Source organism: Novosphingobium sp. B 225, from assembly GCF_002198665.1.
Taxonomy (GTDB): Bacteria; Pseudomonadota; Alphaproteobacteria; order Sphingomonadales; family Sphingomonadaceae; genus Novosphingobium.
Genome location: NZ_MWLM01000066.1, coordinates 13479 through 28754, shown reverse-complemented (window position 1 = coordinate 28754; position 15276 = coordinate 13479). Strand labels below are relative to the sequence as shown.

13 protein-coding genes are annotated in these 15276 nt (G+C 63.7%); 6 read left to right on the top strand and 7 right to left on the bottom strand.

Annotated features, from left to right (window positions below):
* The first annotated feature begins 1 nt into the window (after position 1).
* Entirely contained in the window at positions 2 to 3670 is a 3669-nt protein-coding gene (locus tag MNBBLIKP_RS14660; RefSeq protein ID WP_088311017.1) for a DUF4132 domain-containing protein, read from the top strand.
* 100 nt (positions 3671 to 3770) lie between these two features.
* Here the strand turns inward: MNBBLIKP_RS14660 and MNBBLIKP_RS14655 are convergent, their stop codons facing one another.
* Both MNBBLIKP_RS14655 and MNBBLIKP_RS14650 read right to left on the bottom strand, forming a co-directional pair.
* Positions 3771 to 4544 carry a TIM barrel protein gene (locus MNBBLIKP_RS14655; RefSeq protein WP_088311016.1) on the bottom strand — a complete coding sequence of 258 codons (774 nt, stop codon included), beginning with the start codon at positions 4542 to 4544 and terminating at the stop codon, positions 3771 to 3773.
* A gap of 2 nt (positions 4545 to 4546) precedes the next feature.
* Positions 4547 to 4945, bottom strand: a complete 399-nt coding sequence (locus MNBBLIKP_RS14650) for a hypothetical protein (RefSeq protein ID WP_140420618.1) — start codon at positions 4943 to 4945, stop codon at positions 4547 to 4549.
* 242 nt (positions 4946 to 5187) lie between these two features.
* Between MNBBLIKP_RS14650 and MNBBLIKP_RS14645 the strand changes: the two genes are divergently transcribed.
* On the top strand, positions 5188 to 6201 hold the full coding sequence (locus tag MNBBLIKP_RS14645; RefSeq protein ID WP_088311014.1) for a sugar phosphate isomerase/epimerase family protein: 1014 nt from the start codon (positions 5188 to 5190) through the stop codon (positions 6199 to 6201).
* 114 nt (positions 6202 to 6315) lie between these two features.
* Positions 6316 to 6693 (top strand): C-glycoside deglycosidase beta subunit domain-containing protein, encoded by a 378-nt coding sequence (locus MNBBLIKP_RS14640; protein WP_088311013.1) that lies wholly within the window; start codon positions 6316 to 6318, stop codon positions 6691 to 6693.
* Positions 6694 to 6814: 121 nt separating this feature from the next.
* On the opposite strand, the gene MNBBLIKP_RS14635 is transcribed toward MNBBLIKP_RS14640, so the two are convergent.
* From MNBBLIKP_RS14635 to MNBBLIKP_RS14620, 4 genes are all read right to left on the bottom strand, one after another.
* Positions 6815 to 7813, bottom strand: a complete 999-nt coding sequence (locus MNBBLIKP_RS14635; protein WP_088311012.1) for an aromatic ring-hydroxylating dioxygenase subunit alpha — start codon at positions 7811 to 7813, stop codon at positions 6815 to 6817.
* Between the two features lie 221 nt (positions 7814 to 8034).
* Positions 8035 to 8994, bottom strand: coding sequence for a sugar phosphate isomerase/epimerase family protein (locus MNBBLIKP_RS14630; RefSeq protein WP_088311011.1), 960 nt, complete (start codon positions 8992 to 8994; stop codon positions 8035 to 8037).
* Positions 8991 to 10046, bottom strand: a complete 1056-nt coding sequence (locus tag MNBBLIKP_RS14625) for a sugar phosphate isomerase/epimerase family protein (protein WP_088311010.1) — start codon at positions 10044 to 10046, stop codon at positions 8991 to 8993. The genes MNBBLIKP_RS14630 and MNBBLIKP_RS14625 overlap by 4 nt, the downstream gene beginning before the upstream one ends.
* Before the next feature lie 10 nt (positions 10047 to 10056).
* The gene (locus MNBBLIKP_RS14620; RefSeq protein ID WP_176399785.1) at positions 10057 to 11172 is read right to left on the bottom strand and encodes a Gfo/Idh/MocA family protein; all 1116 of its coding nucleotides are present in this window, start codon (positions 11170 to 11172) and stop codon (positions 10057 to 10059) included.
* Positions 11173 to 11266: 94 nt separating this feature from the next.
* On the opposite strand from MNBBLIKP_RS14620, the gene MNBBLIKP_RS14615 reads away from it, so the two are divergent.
* From MNBBLIKP_RS14615 to MNBBLIKP_RS14605, 3 genes are all read left to right on the top strand, one after another.
* A complete protein-coding gene (locus tag MNBBLIKP_RS14615) occupies positions 11267 to 12463 on the top strand; it encodes an MFS transporter (RefSeq protein WP_088311008.1) in 1197 nt (398 codons plus the stop codon).
* A 91-nt stretch (positions 12464 to 12554) separates the two neighbouring features.
* Complete coding sequence (locus tag MNBBLIKP_RS14610) at positions 12555 to 13229, top strand: TetR/AcrR family transcriptional regulator (protein WP_088311007.1); 675 nt, start codon at positions 12555 to 12557, stop codon at positions 13227 to 13229.
* 5 nt (positions 13230 to 13234) lie between these two features.
* Positions 13235 to 14101 carry an alpha/beta hydrolase gene (locus MNBBLIKP_RS14605; RefSeq protein WP_140420617.1) on the top strand — a complete coding sequence of 289 codons (867 nt, stop codon included), beginning with the start codon at positions 13235 to 13237 and terminating at the stop codon, positions 14099 to 14101.
* 177 nt (positions 14102 to 14278) lie between these two features.
* On the opposite strand, the gene MNBBLIKP_RS14600 is transcribed toward MNBBLIKP_RS14605, so the two are convergent.
* Positions 14279 to 15274, bottom strand: coding sequence for a sugar phosphate isomerase/epimerase family protein (locus MNBBLIKP_RS14600; RefSeq protein ID WP_088311005.1), 996 nt, complete (start codon positions 15272 to 15274; stop codon positions 14279 to 14281).
* Positions 15275 to 15276 lie beyond the last annotated feature (2 nt).

Here is a 15276-nt window from a genome sequence, read left to right as displayed (position 1 = left end):
GATGAGCTTTTTCGACAAGATTCTGGGCCGGATCAACGATGCCACGCAGCAAGCCTCCGGCCAGGCTCCGCGCCCGACCGGCGGGTTCGGCCGCCGCACGGCTCCCCCGCAGGTGCCGTCAGGCTTTTCGCAGCGGATGGAGCAGTGGGCCAAGGACGGCGCCGAACTGCGCCCCGCCCCGCCGCAAGCCCAACCGCAAGCCCAACCGCAACCGCAAGCCTTTGCACCGCCGCCAGCGCAGCCCCGTGCGGCCCCGCCGAGCCCTGAACCGGCATCCCAGGCAAAACCGCGCGAGCCCCTTGCCACCCGTCTGGCGGTGCAGGTTATCAGCCACTTTTCCGGTACCGCGCTGGCCAGCGGCTTTACCGCCGAACGGGCCGGCCGGGAGTTCGGCCAGGAACTGCTCAAAACACAGGCCCCGGCCCATCTTCTGTGCGAACTGGCTGCCAGCCTGCACGGGCTCATGGTCCCGCTGGTGTTCCGCGAAGCCCGCGAGCCGAACCTGCGCAGCGCCTATATCGGCGTGATGAATGCAGCTCTGGACCACCTGGACAAGCGCGCTGAGGCCGTCTGGCCTGTGACCGGTCAGCAGCTTGCGCTGGTGCTGGACAATTATCTGCGGATTGTTCCCCACCTGCGCATCGACCAGTGCTGGAGTACCGAATTCCTTGCCCTGGTGCTGCAGCACGCCGCGCTCGATGCGCAGCTGCGGCCCAAAGCGATCGAAATGATCGACGCGCTGTGCCGATCCGAAGCAAACGGCTTCATCAATATGCTGCGGTTCATCGACAGCGCAACTGCCGGGGCCGGGATCGACCGGACCGAAGTGCCGACAATGCGCAAATGGGATCGGCAGGGAACCGAAGTCACCGCGGTGCGCGCCGAACTGTTCGCGCAGGCTGGCCCCCTGCTTGGCCCGGCTCTGGAATATACGCTCGACGATGGCAAAGCCCTTTACGGCAACCGTGCCGCGTTCCCGCCGGCGCTGAAAACCCTGCTGGGCGGGGACAAGACCGAACGCGGCGCCGCGCTGTCATTCCTGCTGAGCTATATCGTGACGCCGCGCGGCTATGATAACCTGGCCTATCTCGGCAAGGTCGATGGCCGCTGGTCGCATTGCTATGGCGAGGGGAATCGCGGACTGCCCAAGCTGGACAGTCTGGCCTATGAATTGGCCAAAGGTGCGATCGAACTGCCCGATCCGGACCGCGATCATGCACGGCTGGTGTGGCTGCTGGGTAACGATGGCAAGCATCACAAGGAAACCAGCCGCCAGATCCTGCGCGAACTGATCAAAACCGTCAGCCGCTTTCCGGATGGGGCGACCGCTAAAGAACTGGCGCTGCTGGTTGGCCGGCCGGAGTATGCCGCCTGGGCCGGTGATGTCGAAACCGCAATCCGCGGCAATCCGATCGGCACCGCCGCAGCTCCTGTCGCGCCGGAAGCCCTGCCCCCACTGGATCTGCCACCGTTCGAAATCGGCTATTATCAGCACCTCGACAAGTTCGAACGCCATTTTGGCAACCTGATGGAACCCCGGCTCTACACCGGCCCGCACGATGCGCTGCTGGGCAAGCTCATCGCCATTGCCGATGCGGGTCAGGCCCTGCCCGAAGGCCCGGCGCGGAACCAGCTGGTGCTGCGGCTGCTGCGCGAAGGCGGGATCGCCAACAATTATACGGGCCAGGATGACCCATTTGCCGGTTCCTATCTGGGATGCTTCCTGGACCGGGCGCGGATGCTGCATGACAAGCGCGAAGCGCTGCGGCCGTTTGCTGAAACCCGGCCTGAAGTGCTGCGCCATCTGGCCGGACTGGCCCAGCAGATCGAAACCAAGAGCGAACCGCCCGCCAAATGGATCAAGGATGCCCGCGCCGTGTTCGCGCTGCTCCCGCCGGAACTGTGGGTCCAGCAGCTGGCGCGGATCACGGCAGTCAGCAGTCCCTATGCCGGAATGTTCGGCGTGACTGGCGAACAGCACATCCGCACGCTGATCTATATCGCGCACTTGCTGCCTGCCGATCAGGTTGGCAGTGTGCTGGCCGACTATGCGCTGAAGCAGTGCTATGTCACGCGCAAGGGCGCGGGGATCCGCTGTGAGAAGCTGGGCAATGCCTGCGTCTGGGCGCTGGCGAACCTGCCGGACGGGGCCGGGGTGCCCTATCTCGCGCGGGTGCTGGCGCGGACCAAGTATCCCAAGATCAAGGCCCGGATCGATGGCCAGCTCAACGCCGCTGCCGCGCGTGCGGGCATGTCCCGTGCCGAGCTGGACGAGATCACCGTGCCCACCCATGGGCTTGACCAGCAAGGCACGCGCAAGGTCGATTTCGAAAGCGGCCATGCGCTGCTGGCTGTGTCGGGCGCCGATGCAGAACTGCGCTGGTTCAATGCGGCAGGCACCGAACTGAAAGGTCCGTCCGCCGCAATGAAAGCGGAAAAGGAGACCTACAAGGAACTGCGCGACGATCTGAAGGACTTGCAGGCCGATCTATCGATCCAGCCGCAGCGGCTGCAGCAGCTGTACCTCAAGGATCGCAGCTGGGCCGCAACGCAGTGGCAGGCGCGCTATTTCGATCATCCGCTGACCCGCGCGCTGGCCCGCAAACTGGTGTGGTGGGTCGAAGCTGCGGACGGCACCCGCCGTGCGGCGTTGGCAGATGAAGCCGGTGAAGCTCTGCTGGACGTTGCTGGCCAGCCGGTTGTCATTGCCGGGGCGACGATCCGGCTGTGGCACCCGATGGACGATACGATCGAGGCGGTGGAAGCCTGGCGTGACCGGCTGGAGGTTCTGCAGCTGACCCAGCCGTTCGCGCAGGTCTGGCGCGAGGTCTATGCACTGACCAATGCCGAACGCGCGACGCGGACCTACACCAATCGCTGGGCCGCGCACATCCTCAAGCAGCATCAGGCGATGACCCTGGCGCGGATCAACGGCTGGAACGTCACCCACCGGATGTGGGTCGATGCGCCCAACGACAAGCCGTGGCACATCCTGATCCCAGAACATGGCCTGCTGGCCGAATATTGGGCCGAAGGCGCGGGCGGGGAATCGCCCGAGGTCAACGATAGCGCCGCCTACAGCTATGTCGCGACCGATCGGGTGTGCTTCTACCGGGTTGCCCCGGGGGCAAAGGATTCAGCGCAAGGCCCCGATCGCGGCGAACCGATACCGCTGGAACAGGTGCCCGCCGTGGTCTTTTCGGAAGTGATGCGGCACTGTGACCTGTTTACCGCCGTCACCTCGATCGCGGCCGACCCGCAGTGGCTCGACGGGGGCGAGGACGCGGCCCATCCCAACCAGTGGCGGCGCGGCGTGGCCGATGCCTATTGGCGGCACACCAACACCGCGAATCTGGTCGAATCCGGCAAGCGCCGCCGCGCCATGCTGGAACGGATCGTGCCCCGGCTGAAGTTTGCCAAGCAACTGTCACTCGAAGCCAATGCCCTGATCGTCCAGGGTACGCGCCATCGCTATGAGATCCACCTTGGTTCGGGCGCATGTTCGCGCGGCGGACGGCACATCTGTATCGTGCCCAAATCCTCCGTTGGCGCAGACCGCATCTGGCTGCCGTTTGAGGGCGATCGCACCTTGTCGATCATCCTGTCAAAGGCGCTGCTGCTGGCGCAGGATGACAAGATCACCGATCCGGTGATCCTCGCCCAGCTTTAGGTCCTGACCCTAGAATCGTGATCGACGAGCAACGCTGTCCACGGAGCAAAATCGGCCCGCCCCGCAGGGGTTGGACGGATCAATCTTATGCCATCAGGCTCTAGGCGCAAAGTCCGCGCAGGTAAGCCAGTGCGGCGACGGTATCTGGGCCGGTGGGGGTGAATTCCGCCCCGATCGGCCCCGCATAACCAGTCTGAGTGAGCAGGGCGAGCACCGCAGGCCAATCGATCGTGCCCGATCCCGGCTCGCCCCGCCCCGGATTGTCGGCGACCTGGACATGCGCGACATGCTTCGCGACCTGCGGGAGGATTACGGCTGGGTCCTCACCCTCCGTGACCGAGTGATAGACGTCGTAGAGCAGCTTCACGCTGGGGCTGTTCACCTGTTCGATCACCGCCACCGCGTCCTCGGTCATGCCGAACAGCACGCCGGGGTGGTCCTTGCGGGTGTTGACCGGTTCGAGCAGGATAGTGATTCCGTGTTCCTCCGCCACCGGAACGACGCTGCCGATTGCACTGGCCACGATTGCCAATTGCACCGGCCGCTTCATATAGGGCACCGCAGATCCCGAAGGGACGACCACTTGCGCCGCGCCCAGTTCCGCCGCTTCGGCTGCGGCCTTGGCAAACATCTCGCGAAAGGTTTCATGCTGGGCTTCCATCACCAGCTGGATGCGCGGGTCGGTGACGGTCGAAACCAGCGTACAACCAAAAGCGGCCAAAGCGACCTTCAAGCTGGCGACGTCGCGGTTCGCAGTTGTGAACATTTCCACCTTGCGAAACCCGGCCGCAGCCGCGGCGGCCATGCGATCTTCCAGCCGCTCGCCCGCTTCGTGGAACATGTATTCAAGGTTGACCGAAATTTCGAAGGGCATTGTCAGGCTCCGGCCGGAAGTGAGAGCAGGCGACGGCCGAGCAAAGCAATGGCCAGCAGCGCGGCGATCAGCAGGCTGTTCTGGCCAATCATGCCCAGTTCGCCATGGCGCCAGTGGATCAGCGAGGAAACGATCTGTTCAGCGGCCAGTGCCAGTGCGAACGAGATTTGCGTCCGGCGCAAGCGGCCAAAGATCGAACCCAGAACCAGCACCAGCGCTCCGGCCATTTCAAACCAGCCCAGCGCCTTGCCCAGCAGAACCGGCAGATGGATGGTAAAGGCATTGTGCGCGGCAAGGTCTGCCAAGGTGGCGAAAGCCTTGTACCAGCCGACAAAGCCGAAGAACGCGGCAAGCGGCAAACAGAGCGCCGCGATAAGCGCGCGGCACACAGCTGGTGGCATTCGCTGATTCTCTCCCCTACGGCGGTTCGCGCTTAACGATAATCATAATTCTAATTCTGTCAATGCGTGGCAGCAGACGGAATTCCGCCGCAAATTGCCACTTGACCCCTGTTGGCAAATATACGAATATTCATTCCAATTAGGGTTGTGGCCCCAGGGAAGATGCTGCCAACCGGGGCACCGGGCACGCCGCCCTTCCCGCTTCCGACAGACGTGTTGCACCCATGTGGAGAGGTGACCAAGTGACCAGTGCGATCAAGCGGGGCGTCAGCCTCTATTCCTATCAAAACGAGACTTTCCAGGGCAAAATGACCCTGGAAGACTGCATCCGCGTCTCCGCCGAACTGGGCGCGCGCGGGATCGAAGTGATCGGGGAGCAGAGCTTCTGGGGCTGGCCCGAAATCGGCGTAGCCCAGGCCGACATCGACAACTGGCACGCGCTGATCGCGAAGTACGATTGCGTGCCCGTCAGCCACGACTACATGCTCGATTACAAGCGCTACAAGGGCCGGCCGATGCCGTTTGACGAGCAGGTCGCCAGCGTGAAAAAGGACATCGATTTCGGCGCGATGCTGGGCATGCCCTATATCCGCAGTCTGGTCTCGATCGCCCCCGAAGTACTGGTCGCCGCCGCGCCCTTTGCCGAGGACAAGGGCATCAAGCTGCTGACCGAAGTCCACGCCCCGCTGCACTTCGATCACCCGTGGATCATCCGCATGGCCGAAATGTTTCAGAAGAGCGGCAGCCCGGCGCTGGGGTTTCTGCCCGACATGGGCATGTTCCTGCAGCACTTCCCGCCCGTCTGGGCTGAAAAGTTCAAGCGGCTGGGCGTTCCGCCTCACATCGCCGACTACATCATCAAGGCCTATGACGATCGGGTCCTGTCGGAATACGTCATTCTTGAAGTGCAGAACATGGGCGGCACCGGCCCGGCAATCGCCATGGCCGAAACGCTGCGCCACAATGCCGCGTTCGAGCCGAAGCGGATGCTGGATTACATGCCGATGATCCACAACGTGCACGGCAAATTCTATGAAATGACCGCCGACTATGTCGAACCCAGTATCCCCTATGACGAGATCGTCACGGTGCTGAATCAGGGCGGCTACACCGGCTACATCTGCTCGGAGTATGAAGGCAACCGCTGGATCGAGGATGCCGAGGAACCGGATTCGGTCGAACAGGTCCGCCGCCAGCAAGTGATGCTGGCACGCCTGCTGGGCGAAAGCGAAGTCCCGACGCTGAAGGCGGCCTAGCCATCAAACCCTGGCCCCGTTCGTGTCGAGCGTAGTCGAGACACCTGCGCGCGGCATCTCGACTGCGCTCGATGCGAACGGAGTCGGTTTAAAAAGCCAAAGGATACCGATCCCATGATGGACAAATTGATGATCGTCGAGGACAGCCTCGAAAACGTCGAAGGCGGCTTCGCCTTTCTGGGCCGCCTGCCCTATTACCGGGGCCTCGGCCTCTCGATGGTCGAAGACATTCAGGTCGCGATCGACGGCGAAGTGATCCCGCGCGAAAACGTCCGCTTTTCGGTGCGCGGCAAGACCTACACGCTCGACGCGATGGAAACGGTCTATGATGATCGCTGGAACTTCGGCGAAAAGGCCCTGATCACCGCGCTCAAGCCGGGCGGCCTCGCGCCGGGTCCGCACAAGCTGGAAATGGCTGTGCGCAACCGGGTCAGTTACCTGCCGTTCGTGCCGACCACCAAATGCGTCAAGGACGTGACGCTGGCGGCGTGACCCATCAGTATCCTCCCCCTTTGGGGGAGATGGCAGGCGCCGCAGGCGACTGACGGAGGGGGCCTTTTGCGTGCCCCCTCCGCCTCGCTACGCTCGGCACCTTCCCCACAGGGGGAGGATTTTATTCAACCTCCGCCTTCCGCAACTGCATCAGCTTGCGCCGGGCCAGCACGGCGGCCTTGTCGCTGGCCAGAATCAGCGGCTTGCAGTCCCAGAAGTCTGCGCCGCCCATCGCCTCGGCCTGCGCCGCAAGCATAGGTTCGTCTTCTTCGAGGAACACCCGCCGCGCCTGCGCCGCTTCTTCGGCACCCGGTGCGTGGGTGAAGAAGTAGTGGGTGGAGCGCTGCGTTTCCGGCGTCAGGATATGCGGGTTGGCCATTGGCGGCACCATCGGCGCGGCCTCGCCCGAACGGCGCATCGCGATGAACAGCGCAAGACTAGCAGGAGCGTGCCAGCGGATGTGCAGTTGCTGATCGACTGTGCCGCCCGGCCCGACCATCGCTTCGGCCCAGCCCGGTGGCGGTGCACCGGTCATGTCCCACTTGTTCCATACGGCGCCGCTGGCATCCTGCTCAACAGTCTGCGCGCCGTGGCTGAACAGCGATCCGTTGGTGCCGAAGCTTTCCACGTGCAGGAATTCGGCATGGCTGAGATCAAGCAGGTTGTCGGCGATCAGCTCGTAATTCACCCCCATGACATAAGCCGCGCGTTCGATTGGCGCACCGGCATCGATAAAGCTGAAGTCGGGGATCAGCGCGGGATTGGCCTTGTCCGCCTCGCCCGGCCAGAACCACAGCCCGCCGTGCGCTTCCACCACCGGCAGGCTCGCCACCCGCGCGCTCGGCGGCAGATCGCCACCGAACGGGTTGTGGACGCAGCTGCCCGTGCCGTCGAAGGTCAGCCCGTGATAGCCGCAGGCGATCCGTCCATCGGCAAACTTGCCCCGGCTGAGCGGGACAAAGCGGTGCGGGCAGCGATCCTCGATCATGGCCCAGTCGCCCGATTCTTCGCGCCAAAGCAGCCATTGACGATCCAGCAAGCGGCGCACCAGAAACCCGCCCTCGGGCACCTCTTGTGTCCAGGCAGCCATATACCACAAGTTCAGGACATAGGCAGACACGGCATTCCCTCCGATTGATGCGGGCACAGGAATGACTTGTGGAACAACGCATCCCCGCACCCACCGCGGGACTTGTCCCCGCGCAACGCTGTGGGGCCTGCAGCTGACGCCTTGCTTGCAAAGACGCCTGCCCAAACCGGAACATGCTGTCCGGTTACCAGGCTGTTGCCCGCTGTGACGGGCGGACTGTTGCTAAATTAGAACAATGATTCTTGTCAATCTTACAGCGCACTGGCCAGGAAGGCCGCTGAACGCCGGACCGCTTCGATCCGGGCAATCGCAAAGGGCGGTTCCTGTTCGATGTAATAGCGCCGCACCCCCGCTGTCTCTGCAGCGGCGAGGACCTGTGACCAGTTGGTCTTGCCGCTGCCGACTTCGGCCGGGTGCATGGTCAAGGCGGTGTTACGCGGGGTACTGGGCTTGAGATCCTTGACGTGGAGCCAGCGCACCCGGCCCTTCATCCGCCGCAGCAGCGCCGCCGGATCGAGCCCCGCGGCGGCAACCCAGCCAAGATCGACTTCGAACTGCACCAGCCGTGGGTCGGTTTCGGCCAGCAGCACCTGCCAGCCAGTCGTTCCGCCTACTGGCGCGAATTCGACATTGTGGTTGTGATAACCCAATGTGATCCCGTACGGCGACAGTGCCTGAGCCTTGGTACTGAGCAGTTCCGCGAGACGTTTCCACCCGTCCACTCCTGCCTTGGCGATGGCCGAAGCAAGGTCAGCCGGGCCGGTCTTGCCGGGCACGAAAGCGAAATCAGCAGGGAGCGGCGGCAATGGCAGCACCGCATCCGTAATGCCCAGGAAACCCAGCGTTTCCGCGATTTCTGCTGGGCTGGAGGCAAGCGAGATCCCACCCTGCCCCGGAACCAGAGCGGCAGGGAGATGGATCGAACTGAACCCCAGCCCTGCCGCATCGGCCTGCGCGCGCAGCTCGGCCGGATCCTTGCCTGCCAGTCCGGGCAGTTCCAGATCGCGCACGCCGATCCGGGCCAGTTCGGCAAAGGTGCCAGGGGTATCCTTCACCCATTCATCGCCCAGCGTGTACAGTTGCAGCCCGATGGCATTGCCGGTGCGGGCGAAGAACGGCTTGCGCGCTTTAGCACCAAGCGCGCTGGAGGTCAGGGCCATGGCAGTCATCCCGGTGAGCAGTTGGCGGCGATCCAGGGCAATGGTCATCATCCGATCCCCATCAGCTTCTTGTTGAGTTCGCGGTCGGTCCCGCCTGCGGCGAAATCGTCAAACGCATGTTCGGTGACGCGGATAATGTGTTGCGCGATAAACGGCGCGCCTTCTGCCGCGCCCTGTTCGGGGTGCTTGAGCGCGCATTCCCATTCCAAAACCGCCCAGCCGGGGAAATCGTACTGCGCCATCTTGGAAAAGATCGCGGGGAAATCAACCTGCCCGTCACCCAGACTGCGGAACCGTCCTGGTCGGTCGAGCCATGACTGGTAGCCGCCATAGACCCCACTGCGCCCGTTGGGACGGAACTCCGCATCCTTGACGTGAAAGCATTTGATCCGTTCGTGGTAGATATCGATGTAGGCCAGATAATCGAGCTGTTGCAGCACGAAATGGCTGGGATCATACAGGATGTTCGCGCGCGGGTGGTTGCCGACGCGCTCCAGAAACATCTCGAAAGTCACGCCGTCGTGCAGATCCTCGCCGGGGTGTATCTCGTAAGCGGCATCGACGCCGTTATCCTCGAATACATCCAGGATTGGCTTCCAGCGCCGGGCGAGTTCGTCAAAGGCATCTTCGACCAGTCCGGCCGGGCGCGCGGGCCATGGGTAGAAGTAGGGCCAGGCCAGCGCGCCGGAAAAAGTAGCATGGGCGTTTAGCCCCAGGTTGCGGCTGGCCTTGGCGGCCATGCACACCTGCTCCACCGCCCAGGCTTGCCGCGCTGCGGGATTGCCATGCACCTCAGGCGGAGCAAAGCCATCGAACTGCGCGTCGAACGCGGGGTGCACCGCGACCAGTTGGCCCTGCAAGTGCGTGCTGAGCTCGGTCACTTCCAGCCCTTTGTCGGCCAGCATGCCGTTCAATTCGTCGCAATAGGTCTGGCTGCTGGCGGCAAGATCGAGATCGAACAGGCTGCCTTCCCAGGTCGGGATCTGGATACCCTTGTAACCCAGCCCGGCGGCCCAATCGGCAATCGCGTGCAGGCTGTTGAACGGCGCCTCGCTCCCGGCGAACTGGGCGAGGAAGATGGCGGGGCCCTTGATGGTCTTCATGGCTTGATCCTCAAACAGTCAGCGCGGTCCACCCCGCCCCGGCCTTGCTGGCAGAAACAGCAGTGTCAACAAAGGTCATGCCGCGCAGGGCATCGTCGATGCCCGGCAGCAGCGGAGCAGCCTCGCCCCGCAGCACTGCCGCAAAATCGCGGTAGAGGTTGGCGAAGGCTTCGAGATAACCCTCTGGGTGGCCCGTGGGTGTGCGGGTGCGGTTTGCGGCGTCGGGGCCGAGCTGCGAACCGCCCGCGTGGATCACTTCGGTCCGGCCATCAAGGGTATGGAGCGTCAGCGTGTTGGGCACTTCCTGCTTCCACACCATGCCGCCCTTGTCGCCGTAGAGCCGGATGCGCAGGCCGTTCATTTCCCCGACCTCAATCTGGCTGGCGAGCAGCACCCCGCGCGCACCGTTTTCGAACCGCAGCAGCACGGTGCAATCGTCATCGACCGGACGGCCCGGCACCACCGCACCCAGATCAGCCAGGATCTGCGTGACTTTGAGGCCCGAGATGAATTCCGCCAGCTGGAAGGCGTGGGTGCCGATATCGCCGATGCAACCGCCGGGGCCGGACTTTGCCGGATCGACGCGCCATTCGGCCTGCTTGCCCACGGCTTCCCCGGCCAGCCAGCCTTGCGGGTATTCGACCACCACCTTGCGCACCGTGCCCAGTGCCCCCCCCGCGACCCGCGCGCGCGCCTCGCGCACCAAGGGATAGCCCGAATAGGTGTGGGTCAGGGCATAGGGCAGCCCGGCCTTTGCCACGCAGTCAGCCAGTTCGCGCGCCTCGGCCAGCGTTGCGGTTGCGGGCTTGTCGCTGATCACCGGCAGCCCCGCTGCCAATGCCGCGCGTGCGGCGGGCAGGTGGTGGTGGTTGGGGCTGACAATGCTGACAAAATCGATCCCGTCGCTGCGCGCCTGCTCGCCCGCGAACATCGCATCGAGCGAAGGGTAGGCCCGCGGGGGATCGATCCGGTAACTTGCCCCGGCCTCAGCACTGCGGCCCGCATCGCTGGAGAACACGCCTGCGACCAGTTCGATCTCCCGGTCAAGCTCGGCGGCGATGCGGTGGATCGGACCGATGAAGCTGCCCGGCCCGCCGCCAATCATCCCCATTCGCAACCGCCGCATCACGCTCTCCAACTCTGTATTTGTAATCACTGTTCTAGTTCGCTATCCTGCTGCAGGTCAAGCCGCGTGGCGGATCTGCGGCAAGGGAGAGAGCATGAACCGGATCGCCCAATTCTTTCGCGATTTGACGCTGCGCCCGCAAGGGGTGACGATCGTTATTGCCGCTTTCCTGCCGATCATCGCGATCGTCGCGATGGGCCCAGCGGTGCCAGCGATGATCCAGCATTTCGCCAACGATCCCGAAGCCCGCGCCAAAGTGCCCGCAATGATCGGCGCGCCGGGGCTGACCATGGCGCTGCTCGCGCCGTTTGCCGGACTGCTGGTTGACCGGTTCGGCCGCCGCCCGCTGCTGCTGCTGTGTACCGCGTTTTACGGCCTGTTCGGTGCGGCCCCGCTGCTGCTCAATGACCTTGACCACATCTATGCCTCGCGGCTGCTGCTGGGGGTATCGGAGGCCGGGATCCTGACCATCGTCAACACTCTGATCGCCGACTATTGGGATGACAAGGGGCGCAGGAACTGGCTGTTCCTGCAGGGGCTGCTTGGTCCGTTCCTGGCTGGAATTGTTGCACTCATGGTCGGCTATGCCACCAAAGCCCAATGGAACGGGGTGTTCTATGTCTATCTGGTCGCCTTCCCGATCTGGGCGGCGATGCTGGTCTGGCTGTTCGAACCGGCACGGCGGGCAGAAGCCTTGCCCGAAGCTGCTCTGACTACAACCTCCGGCGCATTCCCATGGCTGACATTGGCCCAGATTTCGGCCGTGACCTTTTTCAGCTCGCTGCTCTATTACGTGTTCATCATCAATGGCGCGCTGGTCTTCTCCGAAGTGGGCGTCACCGATTCGCGCGAATACGGCAAGATCATCTTCGTGCCGCAACTCTTCATTCTGGCCGGGGCGGTGTTGTTCCGCCTGCTCGCATCGCGCGGGCACCGGGTGCTGATCGGCACGTTCCTGCTGCTGCTGGGTGGCGGGCTGGCCGGGATCGGGCTGGCGACCACGCCTTCGGCAATGGCCCTGGCGCTGATCGTTCAGCAGACCGCTGCCGGGATGGGCGTGCCATCACTGATCAACTGGGCACAGAGCAAGTTCGACTATGCCCACCGCGGGCTGGGCATGGGGGTGTGGACCGCTTCGTTCTTCCTTGCCCAGTCGCAATCGCCGCGGCTGGTCCACGCGCTCGATTCGCAGATCGGATCGATGCAGGGTGCGTTCGTCGCCGCAGGCATGGCCGGCCTGGTCGCCGCGCTGATCGCTTTCGGCCTGCATCTGGCCGCACGGGAGAACTGACGAAAGTGGGCAAAACCCGGTTTACCTTCGCGCCAAGCTGTCGCACATGCGCAGCGCAACCGCGATCCCGCGACACAGCAGGTCATGCCGCATGCCGAGCCGAGTGAAAAGCAAGGACCAAACCCCCGCACTGGCGGTCGCCAATGTCAGCCGCAAGCCGCAACAGGGCCGCTCCAAGGCCTCACTGGAACGGATGCTGGCAGCCGGGCGCGAACTGATGCTGGAACGCGGCAGCGAGGAATTCACGCTGCAGGACGTCAGCGAACGCGGGCAGGTATCAATCGGATCGATCTATCTGCGGTTCGAAAGCAAGGACAACCTGGTGCGCGGCGTGATTGCCGAAGCGCTGGACGCGCTGGCCGCTGACGAAACAGCGCTGATGAACCGGCTGACGAGTGATTGCGCAGACCTGACCAGGTTCATGCCCGCCTATGTCGAAGGCTATGCCGAAATCCTGCGCCGTCATGCGCCCCTGCTGCGCCTGACGATGGAGCGCGCCGCGTTCGATCCGCTGGTTTCCGCCCCCGGCAAGCAGCACGCCCTGCGCGCCGAAGCGCAAAGCACCGAGGCGATGCTGGCGCACAGTGGCGAATTCGGCGGGAGCGACCACAAGGTCAAGGCGCAGTCCGCCTACCATATCATCTTCGCCACCCTGGCCCGCCAGCTGAGCCTGGGATCGAGCGGAGAGGCGGCGCACGATTACGACTGGAGCCTGCTGAAGCGCGAGCTTGGGCGGATGTGCCTGGCCTATCTGCGCGCGGAGTGAATCCGATGAAGACCTTCAAGACCCTGTTCGCCGCGCTGTCCGCGCTGGCGATGACCCCGGCTGCTGCCCAGTTGCCCCCACCCGAGCCAGTCCTGCCGGTGATGCGCCCGGCGATTCCGCTCAGTCCCGGAAAGTGTGACGGGGCAGAGCAGTGGGAGCGCATGTTCGAACAGACCAATGTCCGCAACGTTACCTGTCCCTCGCTCTATCCGGTGCTTCCCAAGAGTGGCAGGGCCAATGGCAAAGCGGTGGTTGTGGTGCCCGGCGGCGGATATCAATTCGTTTCGATCGAACAGGAAGGATTCCGCGTTGCCGATGCGCTGGCCGCGCGCGGCTATACCGCTTTCGTCCTGAAATACCGTACCGTCGAAACTCCGCGCGAAAACGCAGCCTTCATGGCCGCCATGGCCAAGCTGTTCGGCAACCTTGGCAAGGGCGAGCTGGCTGACAATCCGCCCGCCGTAGATGATCTAGCCGCCGCATTGCGACTGGTGCGCGATCAAGCCGGCCAGCGCGGGCTGGACACGGGCAAGATCAGCGCAATCGGTTTTTCCGCCGGCGCCCGTGCGGCGATCCGGCTGCTCGAACAAAAGGACGAGGCCCGGCTCGCTGAAAGCATCGCGCTGGTCTATCCGCCGATGACCCAAGTGGTAAAAACTGGCCCGCGCCCGCCGTTGTTCCTTGCCATCGCAGCCGACGACCCCCTGTTCGTGCAGGGCAAGCTGGGACTGGTGCAGGCATGGCTGGCAGAAAGCCCGAAAGTGGAGTTGCACCTCTATTCAGGCGGTAGCCACGGCTTTGGCATGGGGATCAAGGGCACCACCAGCGACCTGTGGATCGACCAATATATTGCCTGGCTTGACCGGCACTGAGGCAGCCAGTCTGCAGGCTAGGGTCAGAACCTATTAGCCGCGCCTTCGAGGTTTGAGTCAGAATGGTTCAGGGCTAGGAAGGAAGGCGCATGAATATATCGATATTTCAAGACTTCCTGACGAAGCGCTGGGCCATTCTGCCGCCTCGAAGGCGCGGTTAATAGGTCCTGCCCCTAACTACCCCGCCAGAATCTTGCGGCACATAGCCTGATGCCGCGCGACCTGTTCAAACCCGTCGGTGCCGAGATAGGCGTGGCCTTCCCACTCTGACACGATCGTCCCGGTGAACCCGCCGTCGCGGAACAGCGGCAGGATCGCGGCGTAATCGATCGCTTCCTCGACCAGATCTTCGCCCACGCCGTAGAACTTGCCGTGGATGTGGATCGTGCGATCAACCAGGGCAGCCCAGCTGGCCGGATCGTTGTTGGCCAGGATGAAGAACGCCAGGCTGGCGGCCTGGATGTGCGCCGGGGCGTGGCCGTTCGCCAGTGCCCATTCGCGCAGACGCCCGGCCTTTTCGTGGCTCATCCCCGGCTCCAGCCAGACCTCTTTGAGCTTGTCGAGCAGACCCTCCGGCGCCCCCGCCGCGCGGGCCGCATCCAGCATAGATTCCGGGATCCGGCTGGCGGTGCCGCCGAAGTCCGGAATCCAGCCAAGGTAAGGCGTGTTCAGCTTGTCATACATCTCGCCATAGGCCTGCACCGCCGGGTGTCCGGCCCACATCGGTGCATGGACTTCCACGCCCATGCGAATGTCCAGTTCCTCGGCATAGGGTGCGATCTGGGGCAGCAGTTCCACGGGCAGAGCAAACTGGTAGCGGACCAGCGAGAAGCCCATCTTCTTGGCGCTGCGCAGCTGGCGCTTGTGGTATTCGACCAGCGAAGCATCGTCGATCGGCTGCTGGCCGGGCCGCAGGAAGCGGTCGGAATTGATCGCGCAGCTGACCGGGTTGAGTCCGGTCTCGGCTATCAGATCCTTGAACCGGGCCGCGAAATCATCGGACACGTCCGGGAATTCCTTGAAGCTCTGAAATCCGATAATCTCGATATTCGGCCCCAACCCGCGCGCGCTAACTTCGTGCATCAGGCCGGGCAGGTCATATTGGCGGGTAAGCCATTCGTTGGTGAAGGAATAAAGCGTGACGCCCACTTGCGGGCCGGTTGGGATGGTCATCG